This window comes from Mammaliicoccus stepanovicii (assembly GCF_002902525.1).
Lineage (GTDB): Bacteria > Bacillota > Bacilli > Staphylococcales > Staphylococcaceae > Mammaliicoccus > Mammaliicoccus stepanovicii.
Genome location: NZ_PPQZ01000005.1, coordinates 1 through 20,752, shown reverse-complemented (window position 1 = coordinate 20,752; position 20,752 = coordinate 1). Strand labels below are relative to the sequence as shown.

21 protein-coding genes are annotated in these 20,752 nt (G+C 32.7%); 5 read left to right on the top strand and 16 right to left on the bottom strand.

Going from position 1 to position 20,752, the window contains the following annotated elements; genetic code table 11:
* Nucleotides 1-45: 45 nt before the first annotated feature.
* From lpdA to CD111_RS00585, 5 genes are all read right to left on the bottom strand, one after another.
* On the bottom strand, nucleotides 46-1,452 hold the full coding sequence (lpdA, locus tag CD111_RS00605; protein ID WP_095088654.1) for a dihydrolipoyl dehydrogenase: 1,407 nt from the start codon (nucleotides 1,450-1,452) through the stop codon (nucleotides 46-48).
* Between the two features lie 2 nt (nucleotides 1,453-1,454).
* Complete coding sequence (locus CD111_RS00600; RefSeq protein ID WP_095088656.1) at nucleotides 1,455-2,753, bottom strand: dihydrolipoamide acetyltransferase family protein; 1,299 nt, start codon at nucleotides 2,751-2,753, stop codon at nucleotides 1,455-1,457.
* A 42-nt stretch (nucleotides 2,754-2,795) separates the two neighbouring features.
* On the bottom strand, nucleotides 2,796-3,773 hold the full coding sequence (locus CD111_RS00595) for an alpha-ketoacid dehydrogenase subunit beta (RefSeq protein ID WP_095088658.1): 978 nt from the start codon (nucleotides 3,771-3,773) through the stop codon (nucleotides 2,796-2,798).
* 3 nt (nucleotides 3,774-3,776) lie between these two features.
* Entirely contained in the window at nucleotides 3,777-4,889 is a 1,113-nt protein-coding gene (pdhA, locus tag CD111_RS00590; protein ID WP_095088660.1) for a pyruvate dehydrogenase (acetyl-transferring) E1 component subunit alpha, read from the bottom strand.
* A 163-nt stretch (nucleotides 4,890-5,052) separates the two neighbouring features.
* Entirely contained in the window at nucleotides 5,053-5,685 is a 633-nt protein-coding gene (locus CD111_RS00585) for a YkyA family protein (RefSeq protein WP_095088661.1), read from the bottom strand.
* Nucleotides 5,686-5,806: 121 nt separating this feature from the next.
* Between CD111_RS00585 and def the strand changes: the two genes are divergently transcribed.
* Nucleotides 5,807-6,361 carry a peptide deformylase gene (gene def, locus CD111_RS00580; RefSeq protein ID WP_095088663.1) on the top strand — a complete coding sequence of 185 codons (555 nt, stop codon included), beginning with the start codon at nucleotides 5,807-5,809 and terminating at the stop codon, nucleotides 6,359-6,361.
* A gap of 104 nt (nucleotides 6,362-6,465) precedes the next feature.
* On the opposite strand, the gene CD111_RS00575 is transcribed toward def, so the two are convergent.
* Together CD111_RS00575 and CD111_RS00570 are read right to left on the bottom strand one after the other, a co-directional pair.
* Nucleotides 6,466-6,738: a hypothetical protein gene (locus CD111_RS00575; protein WP_095088665.1), complete on the bottom strand. Its 273-nt coding sequence runs from the start codon at nucleotides 6,736-6,738 to the stop codon at nucleotides 6,466-6,468.
* A gap of 12 nt (nucleotides 6,739-6,750) precedes the next feature.
* Entirely contained in the window at nucleotides 6,751-7,530 is a 780-nt protein-coding gene (locus tag CD111_RS00570) for a Cof-type HAD-IIB family hydrolase (protein ID WP_095088667.1), read from the bottom strand.
* A 234-nt stretch (nucleotides 7,531-7,764) separates the two neighbouring features.
* On the opposite strand from CD111_RS00570, the gene CD111_RS00565 reads away from it, so the two are divergent.
* Both CD111_RS00565 and rnjA read left to right on the top strand, forming a co-directional pair.
* Nucleotides 7,765-7,977 carry a DNA-dependent RNA polymerase subunit epsilon gene (locus tag CD111_RS00565; RefSeq protein ID WP_095088669.1) on the top strand — a complete coding sequence of 71 codons (213 nt, stop codon included), beginning with the start codon at nucleotides 7,765-7,767 and terminating at the stop codon, nucleotides 7,975-7,977.
* Nucleotides 7,977-9,650 (top strand): ribonuclease J1, encoded by a 1,674-nt coding sequence (rnjA, locus tag CD111_RS00560; protein ID WP_095088671.1) that lies wholly within the window; start codon nucleotides 7,977-7,979, stop codon nucleotides 9,648-9,650. The genes CD111_RS00565 and rnjA overlap by 1 nt, the downstream gene beginning before the upstream one ends.
* Nucleotides 9,651-9,910: 260 nt before the next feature.
* Here the strand turns inward: rnjA and CD111_RS00555 are convergent, their stop codons facing one another.
* From CD111_RS00555 to CD111_RS00545, 3 genes are read right to left on the bottom strand one after another with little or no spacing between them, the layout of a single operon-like run.
* On the bottom strand, nucleotides 9,911-10,573 hold the full coding sequence (locus CD111_RS00555; RefSeq protein WP_095088673.1) for a potassium channel family protein: 663 nt from the start codon (nucleotides 10,571-10,573) through the stop codon (nucleotides 9,911-9,913).
* 27 nt (nucleotides 10,574-10,600) lie between these two features.
* Nucleotides 10,601-11,617 carry a cytochrome d ubiquinol oxidase subunit II gene (locus CD111_RS00550; RefSeq protein WP_095088675.1) on the bottom strand — a complete coding sequence of 339 codons (1,017 nt, stop codon included), beginning with the start codon at nucleotides 11,615-11,617 and terminating at the stop codon, nucleotides 10,601-10,603.
* The gene (locus tag CD111_RS00545) at nucleotides 11,617-12,963 is read right to left on the bottom strand and encodes a cytochrome ubiquinol oxidase subunit I (RefSeq protein WP_095088677.1); all 1,347 of its coding nucleotides are present in this window, start codon (nucleotides 12,961-12,963) and stop codon (nucleotides 11,617-11,619) included. Before CD111_RS00545 ends, CD111_RS00550 begins: the two co-directional genes overlap by 1 nt.
* A 183-nt stretch (nucleotides 12,964-13,146) precedes the next feature.
* Here CD111_RS00545 and CD111_RS00540 point away from each other — a divergent pair, with 183 nt between their 5' ends.
* Complete coding sequence (locus CD111_RS00540) at nucleotides 13,147-13,380, top strand: glutaredoxin domain-containing protein (protein ID WP_095088679.1); 234 nt, start codon at nucleotides 13,147-13,149, stop codon at nucleotides 13,378-13,380.
* On the top strand, nucleotides 13,377-14,150 hold the full coding sequence (locus CD111_RS00535; RefSeq protein WP_095088681.1) for a metallophosphoesterase: 774 nt from the start codon (nucleotides 13,377-13,379) through the stop codon (nucleotides 14,148-14,150). The genes CD111_RS00540 and CD111_RS00535 overlap by 4 nt, the downstream gene beginning before the upstream one ends.
* Before the next feature lie 85 nt (nucleotides 14,151-14,235).
* Here the strand turns inward: CD111_RS00535 and ptsP are convergent, their stop codons facing one another.
* The 6 genes from ptsP to CD111_RS00505 all read right to left on the bottom strand — a co-directional run bounded on the left by ptsP (nucleotide 14,236) and on the right by CD111_RS00505 (nucleotide 20,430).
* Nucleotides 14,236-15,945: a phosphoenolpyruvate--protein phosphotransferase gene (gene ptsP, locus CD111_RS00530; protein WP_095088682.1), complete on the bottom strand. Its 1,710-nt coding sequence runs from the start codon at nucleotides 15,943-15,945 to the stop codon at nucleotides 14,236-14,238.
* Nucleotides 15,945-16,211: a phosphocarrier protein HPr gene (locus tag CD111_RS00525; RefSeq protein ID WP_095088684.1), complete on the bottom strand. Its 267-nt coding sequence runs from the start codon at nucleotides 16,209-16,211 to the stop codon at nucleotides 15,945-15,947. Before CD111_RS00525 ends, ptsP begins: the two co-directional genes overlap by 1 nt.
* A gap of 135 nt (nucleotides 16,212-16,346) precedes the next feature.
* Nucleotides 16,347-17,264: a pseudouridine-5'-phosphate glycosidase gene (locus tag CD111_RS00520; protein ID WP_095088686.1), complete on the bottom strand. Its 918-nt coding sequence runs from the start codon at nucleotides 17,262-17,264 to the stop codon at nucleotides 16,347-16,349.
* Nucleotides 17,264-18,355: a carbohydrate kinase gene (locus tag CD111_RS00515; RefSeq protein ID WP_095088687.1), complete on the bottom strand. Its 1,092-nt coding sequence runs from the start codon at nucleotides 18,353-18,355 to the stop codon at nucleotides 17,264-17,266. Before CD111_RS00515 ends, CD111_RS00520 begins: the two co-directional genes overlap by 1 nt.
* A gap of 302 nt (nucleotides 18,356-18,657) precedes the next feature.
* Nucleotides 18,658-19,185: a DUF697 domain-containing protein gene (locus CD111_RS00510; RefSeq protein ID WP_095088688.1), complete on the bottom strand. Its 528-nt coding sequence runs from the start codon at nucleotides 19,183-19,185 to the stop codon at nucleotides 18,658-18,660.
* Between the two features lie 72 nt (nucleotides 19,186-19,257).
* Nucleotides 19,258-20,430 (bottom strand): class I SAM-dependent rRNA methyltransferase, encoded by a 1,173-nt coding sequence (locus CD111_RS00505; RefSeq protein ID WP_095088689.1) that lies wholly within the window; start codon nucleotides 20,428-20,430, stop codon nucleotides 19,258-19,260.
* Nucleotides 20,431-20,752 lie beyond the last annotated feature (322 nt).

The window sequence follows — 20,752 nt, the reverse complement described above, 5'->3', positions numbered from 1 at the left end:
GGCTAGGACATAGTTTAATGTGTCCCAGCCTCTGTAGTATATTTATTACATAGTATGGATTGGCGTACCTAATACAACTTCAGCAGCTTCCATAGAAATTTCACCTAATGTTGGGTGAGCATGGATAGTTAATGATACATCTTCAGCAGTCATACCGCTTTCAATAGCTAAACCTAGTTCAGCAATAATATCAGAAGCACCAGTACCTGCTACTTGAGCACCTACTAATAATCCATTTTCTTTTAATGCGATTAGTTTAACAAAACCAGCAGTTTCGTTTAATGCTAATGCACGACCATTTGCAGCAAATGGGAATTTAGCAGCTTTCACTTCAATTCCTGCTTCTTTAGCACTTGCTTCAGTATGACCAACAGTAGCTAATTCTGGTTCAGTGAAACATACAGCTGGAATACCTAAGTAATCTACTGCAGATCTTTCACCTGAAATAGCTTCTGCTGCTACTTTAGCTTCATAACTAGCTTTATGAGCCAATGGAGGTCCCGCAACGATATCACCAATTGCGAAGATGTTCTCGATTGAAGAACGGCTTTGTTCGTCAACTTCAACTAATCCACGATCTGACATTTTTAAGCCTAATTCTTCAAGACCTAATTCATCAGTATTTGGACGACGTCCTACAGTTACTAACACGTAATCAGCTTCGATTTCTTTTGTTTCTCCGCCTGCTTCATAAGTAACTTTAACACCATTATCAGTTTCTTCAGCAGATTTAGCCATTGCTTCTGTAACGATTTCAACGCCTTTAGCTTTTAAGCCTTTTTTAACAATTTGAGTCATTTGTTTTTCAAATCCGCCTAAAATATCTTTAGCGCCTTCAAGAATTGTAACTTCAGAACCAAAGTTAGCATATGCAGTTCCTAGCTCAGATCCAATATATCCGCCACCAACTACTACTAATTTTTTTGGAACTTCTTTAAGTGCTAATGCACCAGTTGAATCGATAACACGTTTACCAAATTTGAAATTAGGAATTTCAATTGGGCGTGAACCAGTTGCAATGATTGCATTTTTAAATGTGTAAGTTTGTGATGCTTTTTCAGTCATAACTTTTAAGTTATTTTCATCTACGAAATACGCTTCACCTTTAGCAACTTCAATTTTGTTACCTTTCATTAATCCAGCAACACCGCCAGTTAATTTTTTAACTACGCCATTTTTGAATTCTTGAACTTTTTCGAAGTTTAATGAAACTTTTTCTGCAATTACACCCATATCTTCTGAATGTTGTGCATTATGGAAACGGTGTGATGCTGATAATAACGCTTTAGATGGAATACAACCAACGTTTAAACAAACGCCACCTAATTCGCCTTTTTCAACGATTGTTACTTTTTGTCCTAATTGCGCTGCACGAATTGCTGCAACATAACCCCCAGGACCTGCTCCAATTACAATAGTATCTGTTTCAATAGGAAAATCTCCAACTACCATTTTTACCCCTCCATTAATAATAATTCTGGATTATTTAATAATCTCTTAATATGGTTCATAGCGTTTTGACCAGTAGCACCATCAATTTGTCTGTGGTCAAAGCTTAGTGATAATGATAATACAGGTGCTGCAATGATTTCGCCATCTTTAACAATAGGTTTTTGAGCAATACGACCAATTCCTAAAATTGCTACTTCAGGATGGTTGATTACTGGTGTAAACCATTGTCCGCCAGCTGAACCAATATTACTAATTGTACAAGTTGCGCCTTTCATTTCGTTAGCTTGTAATTTTCCATCACGAGCTTTTACAGCTAATTCGTTAATTTCATCTGAAATTTCGAACATTGATTTATGATCAGCGTTTTTAACTACAGGAACTAATAATCCACGATCAGTATCTGCAGCTATACCTATATTATAGTAATGTTTATGAACAATTTCACCATTTTCTTCATCAAATTCAGTATTTAAAGCTGGGTACTTTTTAAGTGCTGATACTAATGCTTTAACAACATATGGTAAGAACGTTAATTTGGTACCTTGTTCAGCCGCAACTTCTTTGAATTTTTTACGGTGATCCCATAATTCTTGAACATCAATTTCATCCATTAATGTAACATGAGGTGCAGTATGTTTAGAGTTAACCATTGCTTTCGCAATCGCTTTACGCATAGCTGGTATTTTCTCACGTGTTTCTGGGAATTCTCCTTCAGGAACTTGTGCTGGTTGTACAGCTTTTGTATCTTCAGTTGAAGTTTGTGCTGGTGCTTCTTCTGTTGCTGCTTCTTGTTTAGAACCACCATTTAAGTATGCTTCAACATCTTCTTTTAAGATACGACCATTTTTGCCTGAACCTGATACTGCTTTAATGTTTACATCGTTATCACGTGCGAATTTACGAACTGAAGGCATAGCAATAACACGCTTAGAATCGTCTACTTCTTCAGATTTACTTTCAGAAGATGCTTCTTCTTTAGTTTCTTCTGCTTTAGGCGCTTCTTTTGCTTCTTCTTTAGTTTCTTCTTCTTCATCATGACCTTTAAATTGTAATCCTTCTGCATCAGGTGAATCGATTTTAACGATTGTATCACCAACAACTGATACTGTACCTTCTTCTACCATGACTTCTTCAACTTTACCTGAAACAGGTGATGGAATTTCAACGACAGATTTATCATTTTGTACTTCACATAATACATCGTCTTCTTGAATTTCGTCTCCTGCTTTAACAAACCATTTTACAATTTCACCTTCGTGGATACCTTCACCGATATCTGGCAATTTAAATTCGAATGACACGATTTTTTCCTCCTAAATATTAAATTAGTATTTTAATACACATTAAAATTCTAATGTCTTTTTAGCTTGTGCTACGATGTCTTTTTTGTTTGGTAACCATACACTTTCAGCTTGTGTGAATGGATAGATTGTGTCTGCAGCTGCAACTCTTGCAATTGGCGCTTCTAAAGATAATACTGCTCTTTCAGAAATTTCAGCTACAACATTTGCACCAACACCAGCTTGTTTTTGAGCTTCTTGAACAACAATGACACGATTTGTTTTTTCTACTGATTTAACGATTGTTTCAACATCTAATGGAGATACAGTGATAAGATCAATAACTTCAACTGAATAGCCATCTTTTTCTAAATCTTCTGCTGCTTTTAATGATTCTTGAACCATTGCACCATAAGTAATTATTGTTAAATCTGTACCTTCGCGTTTAACTTTTGCTTTACCGATTTCTACTTCGTAAGCTTCTTCTGGAACTTCTTCACGGAATGAGCGGTAAAGTTTCATGTGTTCTAAATAAACAACTGGGTCATTACTGCGGATTGCTGAGATTAATAAACCTTTAGCATCATATGGGTTTGATGGAATAACAACTTTCAAACCTGGTGATTGTGCCATTAATCCTTCTAAGTTGTCCGCATGTAATTCAGGTGTATGAACCCCACCACCGAATGGCGCACGGATTGTAACTGGTGCAGTTTTTGAGTTACCTGAACGGAAACGATGACGTGCAATTTGTCCAGCTATTGAGTCCATAACTTCAAATACGAAACCAAAGAATTGGATTTCCATGACAGGACGGTAACCTTCAAGCGTTAAACCTAAAGCTAAACCACCAATACCAGATTCTGCAAGTGGCGTGTCAAATACACGATCTTCACCGAATTCTTTTTGTAAACCTTCTGTAGCACGGAAAACTCCGCCGTTTACACCAACGTCTTCACCGAATAAAAGAACATCTTCGTCTCTTTTTAATTCGTTTTGAAGTGCATTGTTAATCGCTTGAATCATTGTCATTTGTGCCATGACTTATTTCGACTCCTTCTCTTTGTAAATTTCATATTGTTCAGCCAAGTTATGAGGCATTTCTTCATACATATTTTCCATTAAATCAGTAACTTTTTGTTTAGGTGTACTATCTGCTTCTTTAATCGCAGCTTTAATTTCTTCTTTTGCTTTTTCCATTACTTCATTTTCTTTATCTTCAGACCATAATTTTTTGGCTTCAAGATATTTTCTGAAACGTACTAATGGATCTTTCTTTTCCCAATCTGAATCTTCATCAGAAGTTCTATAACGAGTTGGGTCGTCACCAGCCATTGTATGTGGACCATAACGATAAGTTAATGTTTCGATTAATGTAGGACCGTCACCATTTACAGCACGATCACGCGCTTCTTTAGTAACTGCATAAACTGCTAAAGCATCCATTCCATCAACTAATACACCAGGAATACCAACTGCAACAGATTTTTGTGCTAACGTTTTAGCTGCTGTTTGCTTGTCACGAGGTGTAGAAATTGCATAATTATTGTTTTGGATAACAAAAATAGCTGGCGCTTTATAAGCAGATGCAAAGTTAATTCCTTCATAGAAATCACCTTGTGAAGAACCACCATCTCCTGTATAAGTGATTGCAACATTTTTCTTACCACGTTTTTTGATACCTAATGCAACTCCAGCAGTTTGGATAAATTGAGCACCGATAATGATTTGTGGACTCAATGCATTTACCCCTTCTGGGAATTGGTTACCAATAAAGTGTCCACGTGAGAATAAGAACGCTTTAGTTAAAGGTAATCCGTGCCAGATTAATTGTGGTACATCACGATAACCTGGTAATACATAGTCTTCTTTTTCTAGTGCATAGTGTGACGCAAGTTGTGACGCTTCTTGTCCCGCTGTAGGAGCATAAAATCCTAAACGCCCTTGTCTATTTAAAGAAATTGAACGTTGATCTAATACACGTGTCCATACCATTCTTTCCATTAATTCAACTAATTCTTCGTCTGATAAGTCTGGTAATAAGTCATTATTTACGACATTGCCTTCTTCATCTAATACTTGAACCATTTCAAATTTAGACTCTATTTCATTTAAAGTCGCTACTGCATCGAATTGGGCTTTTTTTCTCGGAGCCATTCAATTCACCATACCTTTCCCTATATTAAATAATCATTTCTTAATCAGTTTAACACAAAACTGTTTTACTGTTAAATAAAAAATACTAACATTGAAAGAGCCCTTTTATAAAGGGATTTACTCTTGCTGTATTACAACAAAAAAATAACTGTATTAGTATACTTTATTTGTCTAATAAATCCGCAACATCTTTCTTTTCTTTCTGAACTTTTTTAAGTATTTCTTGGTAATCTGTTACTACTTTTTCTACTTTCTTGTTTTGTTCCGAAAGTTCTTTAGAACGTTCATCAGCTTCCTTTTGTGTAGCATTTGGTCTTGATAAATAACCAAACAAATTCTTTTCAGCTTTTAAGACATTTTTATAACCACTGATAACTTTTTCGTGTAATGCATATTTTTTATCTAATGCTGTTTTTAATTCTTTAGCTTCTTTCTTTTGATCTTTATCTTCTATTGCATTAAATTCTTTCTTTGAACTTTTATAAATCTTTTCCGATTCAGCCAAAGCTTTCTCTTCTTTATTAATGATTGCTTCTCTATCATCAATTCCATCTGTTATGTTTTTAGCTTTAGTATTGAAGTCATTTCCTTTTGCTTTATTCAATTCTTGAATCTTTTTAACTTTTTTCATTTCTAAAGATTTCATTTTTTTATTTAAATCCACTATCACACTTTCTTTTTGATTTGCTTTATCTAACTTATTATAGTAAGCCTCAAGCGAATCAGTAGATTGACTACATGCTGTTAATATTATAGAAGTTGTTAATGTTACTGTTAATAATTTCTTGCCAATCATTTGTATTGCCTCCTTACATATTCTATAAACATGTTACTCTGTTTTTTTTATTTACACAATTATTTATAGATGTAAATGTGGCGTGTTTTTGATATATTTTATATGAGGAAGGTGCATTTAAATGATTACAATGGAAAATATAATTCGTGATGGACACGAAACACTTAGAAAAAAAGCAATGGACGTTGAATTACCAATATCTAATGAGGATAAAGAAACTTTAAATGAAATGTTAATTTTCCTAAAGAACTCACAAGATGAACAATTAGCTAAAAAGTACGGTCTTCGCTCTGGTGTTGGTTTAGCAGCACCACAAATCAATGTATCTAAGAAGATGCTTGCAGTTTATATTAGTGATGACGGTAAAGGAAACGCCATTGAATTACAATTAGTTAATCCAAAAATCGTAAGTCATAGCATTCAAAAAGCATACTTGCAAGGTGGCGAAGGTTGTTTAAGCGTGGATGAATCTATTCCAGGTTTAGTTCACCGTAATTTCAAAATAACAATTCAAGCGTACGACATTGAAGGAAATCTCTTCAAAAAAAGATTCAAAGGATATCCAGCTATCGTATTACAACATGAAATCGATCATTTGAATGGTGTTATGTTCTATGATCACATCAATCAAGAAGCACCTTTTGAACCATTACAAGACGCTATTGAAGTTAACTAACATTTTAAATGAAAGTTAGTATTTAAACGCAAAACACCCAATCCATGACGAAACTTTTCATGGATTGGGTGTTTTTAGTTTATAAATATATTATGTTCTCACACTTACATAAATTCATCTCGTCGTTCAATAAAATGAATATTTTGTTCATGTAATGCTTGTTGGATTTTTTCTAGTTCTTCGAGTGTTAACCATTCTGGGTCTTTGTTATGTTTAATATAATGAGGGTCTTGTTTAACATTATTAACTGTTTCATCATAATCAAAAATCATGACGACTTCATTTTGTCTGATATTAAATTCAATGCCTTTGAAATGTTTATCAGTTCTGTTTTTTTCAGCTTTTATTGTTTTGATAATGCGTTCAACTTTATCCATTACATTCACATCCTATTCATTTATCAATCCTAATTTAATACATGCATAGTAAATGCCGTCCTCACTGACATGTTTCGTCTCAAAATCACAAATAGATTTAAGTTCGTCAACAGCATTTCCCATGGCAACACCACATCCAACTTCCGTTATCATCTCAATATCATTTGGCCCATCACCAAAGGCATTTACATCATCCATTTTAAAGCCTAGCTCATGACTTAACTCCTTAATGCCTTCAGCTTTTGAACGATTGTTCGGGACAACATCCCTACTTAATGTGTGCCATCTGTAAAATTTTAATGATTCAAATAAACCATCATATTTATCATCTTCATCTTCTGTATGGAATATAAGCGCTTGATATACAGGATGATGTAAATAAAATGTATTTTGGTATTTAGGGTAATCCATCTTTAATGACCCTAAACTTTCCGAAATATCTTGATTACTTTCAACATTTGCATAAACATCATCTTCTCCAAAGAATACAAGTGGATGATTGTTCTGATGTGCATTTTCTACAATTTGGCTTAATTCTTCTTTATTTAAAGGATATTTCCCTACTACTTTATCGTTGTTAACGACAATCTGACCATTTAAAGAGATAAATGTATGTATATCTGTAGCCTTAATTACTTCTTTAAACATGTATGGTGCTCGTCCAGTTGCAATTGCGACAATATGTCCGGCAGCCTTTAATTTTTCAATTGCTACTAATGTTGATTTAGGTATCTCTTTATTCTCGTCATAGATTGTTCCATCTATATCAAAAAATATTAATTTTGTATCCAACTTTCATCGCCTCCTTTTTTACTATTTTAGTCCATAATCAATATATATGAAAGATTTAGTTAAATATCTTTATTTATATGTGATTATCATGTAAAATGAACTTATTAAAAAGGTATTTATATAAATTGTATAATTACTTTTAAAAATGTACGGGAATCAAATTTCAAAATTGACAAACCCTAGATTGTAACTAGGGCTTTATTTATGTTAATTAACCTAGGAGGATTTATAGATATGGCAATTTTTAAAGTATTTTTTCAACAAGATAAAAGCGAAGTAATAGTACGTGAAAGTACACAAACAAAATATTTCGAAGGACAAACTGAAGAACAAGTTAGACGATTTTTATCAGATCGTAATTATAACATCGAATTTGTCCAAAAATTAGAGGGCGCTCATTTAGAATATGAACAACAATCAGATCACTTTACTGTGGAGACAATTTAATGAAGCCTCTACAAAAAAATGAATTAGGTGTATACGCACTGGGAGGACTCGGTGAAATCGGTAAAAATACGTATGCCCTCGAATATCAAGATGAAATCATTGTAATTGATGCAGGTATTAAATTCCCTGATGATGAATTACTTGGTATCGATTACGTTATTCCTGATTATACTTATCTAATTCAAAACAAACACAAAATCAAAGCGTTATTTATTACCCATGGACACGAAGACCATATTGGTGGCGTTCCATACTTATTAAAGCAAATTAATGTCCCAGTTTATAGTGGACCATTAGCATTAGGTTTAATTAGAAATAAGTTAGAAGAACACCATTTATTAAAAACTGCACAACTAATTGAAATTAACGAAGAATCAGTGTTCGAATTTAAACACTTTAAAATTTCATTCTATTTAACAACACATAGTATACCTGAAGCATATGGTATTATTGCAGACACGCCTGAAGGTAAAGTCGTTCATACTGGTGACTTTAAATTCGACTTCACACCTGTTGGGGAACCAGCTAATATAGCTAAGATGGCACAACTAGGCGAAGAAGGCGTTCTTTGTTTATTATCAGATTCAACAAATTCAGAAATACCTAACTTTACACTTAGTGAAAAAGAAGTAGGACAAAATGTCGACGAAATCTTCCGTAAGTGTACCGGTAGAATTATATTTGCTACATTCGCATCAAATATATATCGTGTTCAACAAGCAGTTGAAGCAGCCGTTAAATATAATAGAAAAATAGTCGTATTTGGTCGTTCAATGGAAAACAATATTAAGATTGGTACAGAATTAGGTTATATTAAAGTACCACCTGAAACATTCGTTGAACCAAATAAGATTAATTCAGTTCCTAAACATGAATTATTAATATTATGTACAGGTTCACAAGGTGAGCCAATGGCAGCATTATCTCGTATCGCTAATGGTACACATAGACAAATCAGTATTATACCTGAAGATACGGTTGTATTTAGTTCATCACCTATTCCAGGTAATACGAAAAGTGTAAACAGAACAATTAATTCACTTTATAAAGCTGGAGCTGATGTCATACATGGTAAATTATCTAATATCCATACATCAGGACACGGTTCACAAGACGAACAAAAATTAATGTTACGACTTATGAAACCTAAATATTTCATGCCGATACACGGCGAATACAGAATGCTTAAGAAACATAGTGAAACAGCAATAAACTGTGGCGTAGATCCAGACAATATCTTCGTTTATGAAATTGGAGATGTTCTTGCGTTAACTAAAGATTCTGCAAGACACGCAGGACGTATACCATCTGGTTCAGTATTTGTAGATGGTAGCGGTATTGGTGATATCGGTAACGTTGTTATTAAAGATCGTAAAGTACTATCAGAAGAAGGCCTTGTAATCGTAGTTGTGAGTATCGATTTCAAAACAAAACAACTACTTTCAGGTCCAGATATTATATCTCGTGGTTTTGTTTATATGAGAGAATCAGGACATTTAATTTACGACGCACAAAGATTAATCAAGAAAGCAGTCATCGAAAAATTAAACAATAACGATAAAGTTGAATGGCATCATGTTAAGTCAACAATTACTGAAGCACTTCAACCTTACTTATATGAAAAAACAGCACGTAAACCAATGATATTACCAATTATTATGAAAATTAAATAATTGAAGTATTAAAGAAGCTGCGACATAAATGTCGTAGCTTCTTTAATTATGAAGTGAATAAGATAATACTGACTTGTTTGATGATAATGGTATAGAGGCGTGCTATTTTGCTAGACTAGTGAATCTTGCTACTTAGAGGTTGAAGTAACAAATAGCGCGTGAAAAAATCATATGATATTATAAAAAAATAAGCATTTCACTATAAAACTAAAATCAGTTAAGTGAGATGCTTATTTATTTTGATTTATGTCGTAATATGTTTATTCATTTACTAATTTCTTTTCAAAACGATTTAAATCATTGTCGTGACCAATCACAATTAATATATCATTATATTCAATATTTTCATTTGGATCTGGTGCTACAATAATATCCTTACCTCGTTTAACCGCAATAATATTGATACCAAAATTAGCTCGTACATCTAACTCTAATATAGAGCTTCCAGCAAGTCTTTCCCCTGCTTTAATTTCAACGATTGAATACTCATCAGAAAGTTCAAGATAATCTAATACAGAAGCACTTGCTACATTATGAGCAATTCTTCTACCCATATCTCTTTCTGGATGAACAACTGTATCTGCACCAATTTTGTTAAGTATTTTCGCATGGTAATCATTTTGGGCTTTCGCTGTTACTTTCTTAACACCTAACTCTTTTAAAATCAAAGTAGTAAGTGTACTTGCCTGGATATTTTCACCTATGGCAACAATAACATGATCAAAATTACGAATACCTAAACTTTTCATTACTGCTTCATCTGTCGTATCAGCAATTACAGCATGTGTGGCAATATCACTAAATTCATTCACTCTTGCCTCATCAGCATCAATGGCCATTACATCCATATCCAAAGCGTTTAATTCTCTTACAATACTGCCTCCGAATCGACCTAAGCCAATTACTACAAATTCCTTACTCATGATAAGCCTCCAGACTATTGTTTAAAATTATTTTTTACCTTTCACATAATCTGCATCAAAGATAAATAATCTCAATAACAATATTAGCGATGGTACTAATAAAAGTAAACCTAAAATAAATACAATGACTAACATTAATGCCATTTGCTCATTTACTACTGCTTTATTGATATCTATATAAGGATATAAAATATATGGCATCTTACTTATTCCGTATCCAAAGAATGCTGTTCCAAATTGAAGTAACATCATGATGAATGCCAGCCCGTGCGCTCTTCTTAAATAAATTAAAGTAACTGCTATAATAAAGAATGTCGTACTAAGTCCAAATAACCACCAAAAGTGTGTAATAGCATTATTGAAATGCGTTTCATTATGTTGTCTAAGTGATAAGAAAACAAATTGGCATATGATAATCATTGGGATTGCCCAAATTAAGAACCATTGTCTTAATAATTTGTATGCTTCATTATCTTTAGCTTTATTCGCATAATAAGTTAAAAATCCTGAAGATATATATAGTACCGATACTATTGCTAAAAATACGACTGCCCAGGCGTAAGGACTTAACAATAAATCCAACCATTCTAAATGTACGCCATGCTTGTCTTCTTTAATAAATCCACCTTCAGCTATCGTTAAAATCGTAGATAAAGATGCTGGAATTAATAAACCTGTAGCACCATATAAGAACAACCAAGATAATTTACCTTCTTGACCATAATTTTCGAATGCATAAAAGCTACCGCGAATCGTTAATAATATCAAAGCGACACTACCAGGAATTAATAATGTTGATCCGAAATAATATGCAGAGTCTGGAAAGAATCCGACTATACCAACAAAGAAGAATACAAAGAATACGTTGGTCACTTCCCAAACTGGATTTAAATATCTTGAAATTAAATTATTAATAATATGATCTTGCTTCGTTAATTTCGCGTGAAAAGCAAAGAACCCTGCGCCAAAATCAATAGCACCTATGATAATATAACCATACAAGAAGAGCCAAAGTACAGTGACACCTATATGTTGATAATCCATTATACTTCACCCTTTCTTTCTATAATTTTATTAACATCATCGGTTGCTTTACTATGACTAAACATTCTAATCAATACATAGCTTGATGAAATACCTAATACTAAATACAGAATTGCAAAAGCGATAAATACTAATGATAAACCATCTGCATTCGTTGCTGCATCTGCTACTTTTAAATAGCCTCTTAGAATCCATGGTTGTCTACCCATTTCTGCTAAGAACCAACCAAACTCGATAGCTAACATAGCAAGTGGACCTGTTAATACCGCTAAATATAATAACGGTTTATTATATTGAGACCATTTCTTTGTCCATTTTAATACAACAAAAATCGCAGATACGATGAAACAATATACACCAAAGAATACCATAAGATCAAAGAAATAATGAATAATTAATGGTGGTGTTTCATCCTTCTTAAATTCGTTTAATCCTTTAACTTCAGTATTAAAATTATTATCTGACAAGAAACTTAACGCGCCAGGTATTTTAATTGCACCTTTGACCTCTTGATTTTTTTCATCAACATAGCCAAATAAAACTAAATCTGCTTTTGACTCACTTTCAAAATGCCACTCCATTGCTGCTAATTTTTCAGGTTGTTCTTGATGTAAAAATTTAGCAGACATATCTCCAGCTAACATTGCTAACAAACTAGCAATTAATCCGACTGTCATTGTTAACTTCAATGCTTTTTTATGATATTCTCTATCATCATTAAATTTATTTTTAATGAGTCGATATGCTGCAATACTTGCTAATATAAATGCTGCTGTCATAAAAGCAGTTGCTACAACATGGAAAGACCTTACTGCAAATGATGCATTAAACATCGCTGCAATTGGATCAATATTCATTAATTTCCCTTTAATAAAGTCAAATCCATTCGGTGTATTCATAAATGAATTCACTGATGTTATAAAGAACGCTGAGAATGTTCCTCCGATAATAACTGGTAATGTAATTAAAAAGTGTGTCCATTTCCCTTTAAATCTATCCCATGTATATAAATATATACTTAAGAAAATTGCTTCGAAGAAAAATGCAAATGTTTCCATAAATAATGGCAATGCAATAACTTGACCACCTAATTGCATAAATGATGGCCATAAAAGAGAAAGCTGTAAACCTATAATTGTTCCCGTTACAACCCCTACTGCTACTGTAATTGTATATCCTTTAGACCATCTCTTCGCCATAGCAATATACATTGGATTATTCTTTTTAATACCTATGAATTCTGCTATTGCAAACATCAATGGTATACCCACACCAATTGTTGCAAAAATGATGTGAAAACCTAAAGTCATAGCAGTAAGTAAACGACTTACAACTACTGCATCCATAATATTCCTCCATTCAATGTTTGTGATTTACATCACATTTGTATAACATTATACATCAATCCAAACATTTTTAAAATATATTAAATTCTTAATTGATGACAAATTAATGGCAAATTGATCTATAAAGATTGAAGATAAGATAAATACAGTATATTATGTCTATATAAAGTTGAGGTGAAAAAGATGAATCAAGTCACTATTTATACACAAGATCAATGTCCTCCGTGTCAATTTGTTAAACAATATTTTACGAATCATAATATAGACTTCACTGAAAAAAATATAAAAAACAAACAATTTAAAAACGAATTAATAGATTTAGATAGCTTCTCTACGCCTACTATCATTATCAATGACAATATTTATTATCAAGTAGATATTGAATCTTTCAATATAGCGTTAGGAATTTCATTATGAAAATAAATTTTCCGAATTCAAATATAAAAACGAAAGAAATTTCATTTAATACAAATCTCCAACATGATATTAAAATTGTACACATAACGGATACTCATATTGGATACCACTTTGATTTAGAAGATTTACATCAACTTGTATTATCTATTAATGCGTTAAAACCAGATATTGTATGTTTTACTGGTGATTGCTTTGATAATATTAAATTATTAAATTTTAATCCTAAGCTCATCATACCATTATTAAAAACTATTTATTCTAAGTATGGTAAATACTTTGTTCCTGGTAATCATGATTATGGGTCAAATAGCATTTCAGAAGTACTAAATATCATAACCCAATCTGGATTCAACGTATTATTAAATAAACACCATTATATTCAAACACATGGTGGTAATATTCTAATTCAAGGTATAGATGATGCATGTTTTGGACAACCAAGCTACAATGCTTCATTTAAGCATGATGAAATAACACCAGACTTTAGTTTATGTTTGATGCATGAACCAGATAATGTTAAGTTATTAAACCCTAACATTAATCTAGTTCTCTCTGGCCATACACATGGAGGTCAAGTTCGTCTCCCAAAATATGGTGCAATTTACACTCCAGATTTCGGAAAAATATATAAACAAGGATTATATCAAATAAGAAGATATCAATATTTATACGTCAATTTTGGTATAGGAATGACTAGACTTCCTATACGATTATTTTGCCAACCAGAAATTGCCCTTTTTCATCTTAAGGCAAACGCATATTCCACATAAAAAAGCTCACATTATTAGGACAATCCTAGTAATGTGAGCTTTTATTTCAGCATGAAATATATTCAAACTTAGTTAAGTTATTTCATTATATGTGGTTAACTAATTCTATAACTTCTTCAGATGTCGCACAATTGATTGCACGTCCAGCCAATTCTTGCATTTCTTTTTGGTCTAATTGTTTGATTTGTTTTCTTGCTTTAAGAATACTAGTTGCACTCATAGAAAATTCATCTAACCCTAATCCAAGTAATAATGGAATAGCAGTACTGTCTCCGGCCATTTCTCCACACATACCAGTCCATTTACCTTCTTTATGAGAAGCTTCAATTACTTGTTTAACTAATCGAAGAATCGCTGGGTTATATGGTTGGTATAAATAAGAAACACGCTCAGACATACGGTCTGCAGCCATTGTATATTGAATTAAGTCATTTGTTCCAATACTAAAGAAGTCAACTTCTTTAGCAAAAATATCTGCAAGTGCTGCAGTTGCAGGAATTTCAACCATGATACCAACTTCGATATCATCATCTACTTTCACACCTTCAGATACTAGTTTTTCTTTCTCTTCTAAAAGAATCGCTTTAGCATCTCTGAACTCTTGAATCGTAGCGATCATTGGGAACATGATGTTCAGCCTACCATGCTCAGAAGCACGTAAAAGTGCTCTTAATTGTGTTCTAAAGATATCTTGTTGATCTAAACATAAACGTATCGCTCTATACCCTAAGAATGGGTTCATCTCTTTAGGTAAGTTCAAGTAAGATAATTCTTTATCTCCACCTATGTCTAAAGTACGAACAACAACACGTTTACCGTTCATCTCTTTAAGAACTTTACTATATGCTTCAAATTGCTCTTCTTCTGAAGGCATATTATCTCTACCCATATATAAAAATTCTGTACGATATAATCCAATACCTTCTGCGCCATTGTTCTTAACACCTTCTAAGTCGTTAGGTGTTCCAATATTCGCAGCAAGTTCTATGTGGACGCCATCTTTTGAGACTGATTCATCGTTTACAAGTTTAGCTAATTCTTCCCTTTCAGCTAAGAAGTCTTTTTGCTTTTGCTCATATGCTAATACTTCATCATCAGTTGGGTTAATTATGACATCACCAGTTAGTCCGTCAATTATGATACTATCCCCGTGTTTAACACGTACTGTAACATCTTTAGTACCAACAACTGCTGGTATTTCTAATGAGCGACTCATAATTGCAGAATGTGAAGTTCTACCGCCAATATTTGTAGCAAAACCTTTAACAAATTCTTTGTTTAACTGCGCTGTATCAGAAGGTGTTAAATCTTCCCCGACAATAACAACACTTTCGTTAATCATACTTGGATTAGGCAATTCTACATCTAAGATATGTGCCAATATACGTTTAGAAACGTCGCGAATATCTGCTGCACGTTCTTTCATATATTCATTATCCATATTTTCAAAGATTGTAATAAAGTTAGTAGATACTTCATTTAATGCTGTTGGTGCATTCACTTTATTGTTACGAATATTCTCTTCAATTGGATTAAGTAACTCTGGATCTTCTAACACAAGTAAATGTGCATCAAAAATCGCAGCTTTATCTGGTCCAAGTTGCTTTTCAGCATTATTACGAATTTGAGTAAGTTCGACTTTAGATTGGTTCACTGCAGCTTTAAACTTTTCAACTTCACCATCTACATCGCTGATATTTTCACTAGAATAAGATAAATCTGGTTCAACTAACAAGTATGCTTTACTGATAGCTACGCCATCAGAAGCAGCGATACCTTTTAATAATTCTGACATTATTTAGTTAATCCTTCTTTAGATAATACTTCAGTAATAGCAGCAATCGCTTCTTTCTCGTCACTACCCTCAGCGTAGATAGTAATTTCAGCGTCTTTACCAACACCTAAGCTCATTACACCCATTATTGATTTCAAGTTGACTTTTTTAGCGTTATATTCTAATTGAACGTCTGAGTCAAATTTTGAAGCTGTTTGTACTAACATTGTTGCTGGTCTTGCATGAATACCCGTTTCATCAATAATTACGTAAGAATTTTGTTCCATTTTTATTATCTCCTTTTGATTCCTATATTTAAAATGTATAAAATCAAATTTTATCTATACGTTTAAATAGTATCAAAAAAATAGATAAAATTCAATAAAATTACATAACTATGCATTTATTTGTTGTATATATAACTATTCTGAAAGCTTTGTATACTCAACAGCAATTTGAGTACCTATTTTTGCATTATGTTCCACTAGTTTAATGTTTGTTTCTAAAGATTTTCCGCCAGTTTGTTTTACGATTTCACCTAATAAGAATGGCGTTGAATCTTTACCATGAATACCTTCTTCTTCGGCTTTTTGAACTGCTTTATCTATTATTGCATTAATATATGATGGTTCTAATTGATCTGTTTCAGGTACTGGATTCGCAATGACAATACCTGAATCTAATCCTAAATCCCATTGTACTTCAGCTAGTTTCGCAATAGTTTTTACATCATCGATTCTTGTATTTAGTTTCAAACCACTTTCTCTCGTGAAGAATGCTGGTAATTCATCTGTTTTGTAACCTACAACAGGAACACCTTTCGTTTCTAAGTACTCTAACGTCTTATCTAAATCTAAAATTGATTTCGCACCAGCACAAATAACAGCTACTTTTGTTTTAGATAATTCATCTAAATCTGCTGAAATATCCATAGTATGTTCAGCACCTTTATGAACACCACCAATTCCACCTGTCACAAAGAATTGAATGTCTGCTAATTGTGCACATATCATAGTTGAAGCAACAGTCGTTGCACCAATTCGTTTCGTCGCAAGAATTTCTGCTATATCTCTTCTTGAAACTTTCGCAACATCCTCAGCACTTGCTAATAATTCTAATTCTTCCTCATTTAAACCTACTTTAATTTCTCCATCAATAATCGCAATTGTTGCTGGTACGCCACCGTTATCTCTTACAATTTGTTCTACTTTTTTGGCCATTTCAACATTTTGTGGGTATGGCATACCATGTGAAATAATAGTTGATTCTAAAGCGACTACCGCTTTTCCTTCACGTTTTGCTTGCTCTACTTCTTTCGAAAATTGAATATATTTTTTCATTATAATTCCTCCATGTCTTTTATTAATTGTTTTTCATGTAAATCTTGTCTTACGGTAAATGGTGTTTGTATCGTCTTTGAAGCATTTGCATTCGCAAATTTAATAATCTTATCAATGTCGTATGATTTTAACCATCCATATACGAGTGCTGATGAAAATGCATCACCCGCACCTGTCACATCTGTTACTTCTTTAACAGGTGTAACATCGAAAACTTTGCTTCCCATCTCACCTACATAATAAATATTCTCTTTACCAGTCGTAACGATAATATTCTTTACGCCTAATGAATAAATTTCATTCATATAGTCAGTTAGTTGGTCATTGTTCTCAGCATTTTTTCCAACAAATGCTTCAACTTCATCTTTATTTAAAATTAACCAATCAACAGCGTGTAAATTATGAGGCATGCGATTCATTTTCGGTCCTGAAACAGCAATTAATACGAGTTTAATATGTTTCTTTTCAGCGTAAGCACATAAAAATTCAAGCGTTTCTCTCGGACAATTCAAATCAGCAATGATACATTGGGCTTTGTTTAATAAATATGTGTTTTTAATCATAAATTCTGGCGTGATTTTATCATATACAGACATATCTGCCAGACCTAATGTCATATTACCTTCTTGATCAAGTAACGCTGTATAGCTACCTGTAGATTCGTTTGATATTTTCTCAACATAATCCACGTTCATAAACGGTCTTGATAAGTCAGCAATATGCTGCCATTCTGCATCATTGCCTGATGTCGTTAATAGCAGTACATCTTCACCGATTCTACCCAAGTTTTCTGCTACATTCCTTGCAACGCCGCCTATAGAAGATTCTGATGTTACTGGATTTGATGTCCCATTTATAAGTTGATTACTTATATGAAACTTTCGATCAATATTAGCGCCTCCAATACATACAATCGGGCTTTGTTCATTTAATACGTACGCTTTCCCTTGTACATATTCTTTCTTTACAAGTCCAGAAATCAAATTGGCTACTGCTGGTCTTGATAATCCAACACTTTCAGAAAGTTCTTGTTGAGATATGAAAGGATTTTCTTTAATTAATTTGAGTATTAGCTTTTCATTTTCATTCAATACGTTCACCTCTCAAACATTTGTTTATTTTCCAAACTTTTGTTCATATTTTGATTATAAAACGCTTTCATTATAATTGCAAATTTAACCTAAAGTTACGAATCATAATTTAGGAATACAAAAAAGTCTGGGACATCATGAATAAGTCCCAGACTTTTGTTTTATTGGCAGTAGATGACTGAATTGAAAATACGCTTTATATCAAGCTGTTTTCAATTCTAGTCATCCTTGCCGGGGTGGGACAACGAAATCTTTTTTGATAAAATGAGATTTCTGTCCCGCTCCCTTTTCGTAAATATTATTTATAAATTTTCTAGGACATTTTCACATTTTTGAATGTGATCGTCTCCCATTTTCTTCATTAAATAGTAACTAATTGAACCAGCTACTGCTTGCCCAACGATTGGTACCCATCTTGATTGTTTAGCCGCTTCTCTCTTAACTATAGATTTAAAGAAAACTTTCACCATAGCATTTGAAACTTTTTGACCGATAAATTGGCTACCCTTCATCGCTGCTGATGCTAAAACTTTTTGTTTTAAGTCATCTTGCATATTGTTAACTTGTTTATGACTTAATCCATAAATTTTATTGATATCTTCGATAATATCTCCCATCAATTTAATATCCATACCTACTCCAAGACCTGGAATTGGTACAACATTAGCTGCAGTTGACATTAAAGATTTTTTTCTTACAATCTCTTGCGCTCTTTTTCTTCGCTCAAGTATTTCTTCTTGTGTTACAGGCAATTCAGAACGTTTTTTAATTTCTTCAATTCCGAATGCTTTGCTTCCTGCTTTAGTTGTTAATTTATTAAAAATACTCATAATATTAGTCTCCTCACATATCATTAATATTCATTTTAATGAATGTTATTATATACCCTCTAAAAGTAAATTTTAACCATTTATTTGAACAAAAACAACTTTTAAATACTTACTTGGCTTGTAATGTGGATTGCTCTTAAAATCTTTAGGTAAGCCCATTACATCTGTAATTGTATAATCTAAATTCATTGAATCTAACGTATGATTAATCATTTTTTTGAATGCTTTTTGAGGAAAAGCACTTGAATTTGTACTTAAAACAAGATGACCATTTTCATTTAATATATCAACTGCACCTTCAATTAACTCATGGTAATTTTTTTGAACGCTGAATGTTTTTTTCTTATTTCGAGCAAAGCTTGGTGGATCAATAACGACAACATCATAAGTTAATCCATGTCTATATGCATATTTGAAATAATCAAATACATCCATAATGAAAATGTGATTGTTTTCTAGATCCATTTCGTTTAATCCAAAGTTATCTTCAGTTAATGCTCTTGCTCTATTTGCTAAATCTACACTAGTTGTTGAACGTGCATTCATACTTGTTGCAACTGAAAATGCACCAGTATAACTAAATAAATTTAGAATATCTTTATCTTCACTATATTGATCTCTTAATTTTTTTCGTACATCTTTTTGATCAAGGAAAATACCAGTCATAGGACCGTCATCTAAATTGATATTGTAAAACAAATTATTTTCTTCAATTACATATGGAAATTCAGGTGCTTCTCCAGCAACAAAGTCAGAAGTCGTTTCCATTCCTTTAAATCTTTTCTTCTCAAATATAGATTTATATTCGAATGTCTCTTTAATGGCCGGTAAAATTCTATCTTTCAGTCTGTATATACCGACTGAATACCATTGAATAAGCAAATGACCATCATAATTATCTATCGTTAAACCTCCAATACCATCTCCTTCAGCATTGAAAAGTCTATACGCATTTATTCCATTGACGTTCTCATAGTAAGTTCTTTCCTCTTTAGCGTTCTCAAATAAGTTTACAAAAAATTTATGTTCTATCTTTTCAGTTGAATCTAGTGATAGCACCCATCCGATACCTTTATTTTGTTCACCATAATAAGCTGTTGCTATAAAATTCTTTCCTTCATCTACTAACGCGATAAGTTCGCCTTCATCCATATTAGGCATTTCAAATGCATCTTCTTTTTCAATAAGAGGATATCCTCTTAAGTATTTTTCTTCTTTGCCTCTTTTGAGCATAATTTGTTTCATTTTATTTGGCCATCCTTTCGAAATATCTTACACATTATACCGTATAATCGTCGAGAAACCAAAAAAACAGAGTATCCCCCTTTAGAATACCCTGTTAACCGTATTGTATTAACCAAAAATTTCCCCCAGAAAGTTTTGATCCCCTTTTATGTAAACGCTTACTATGGATAGTATAAATGATAAATTATTTAGGTGCAATACTTTTTCAATAAAAATTATGAAAAATTTCACTATAAATTTAATAAGTGCTTATAATTTATTGGTTATACTTACATAAAAAATAAATAAAATCTCTTAACTTGTTAAATAACAACTCACAAGT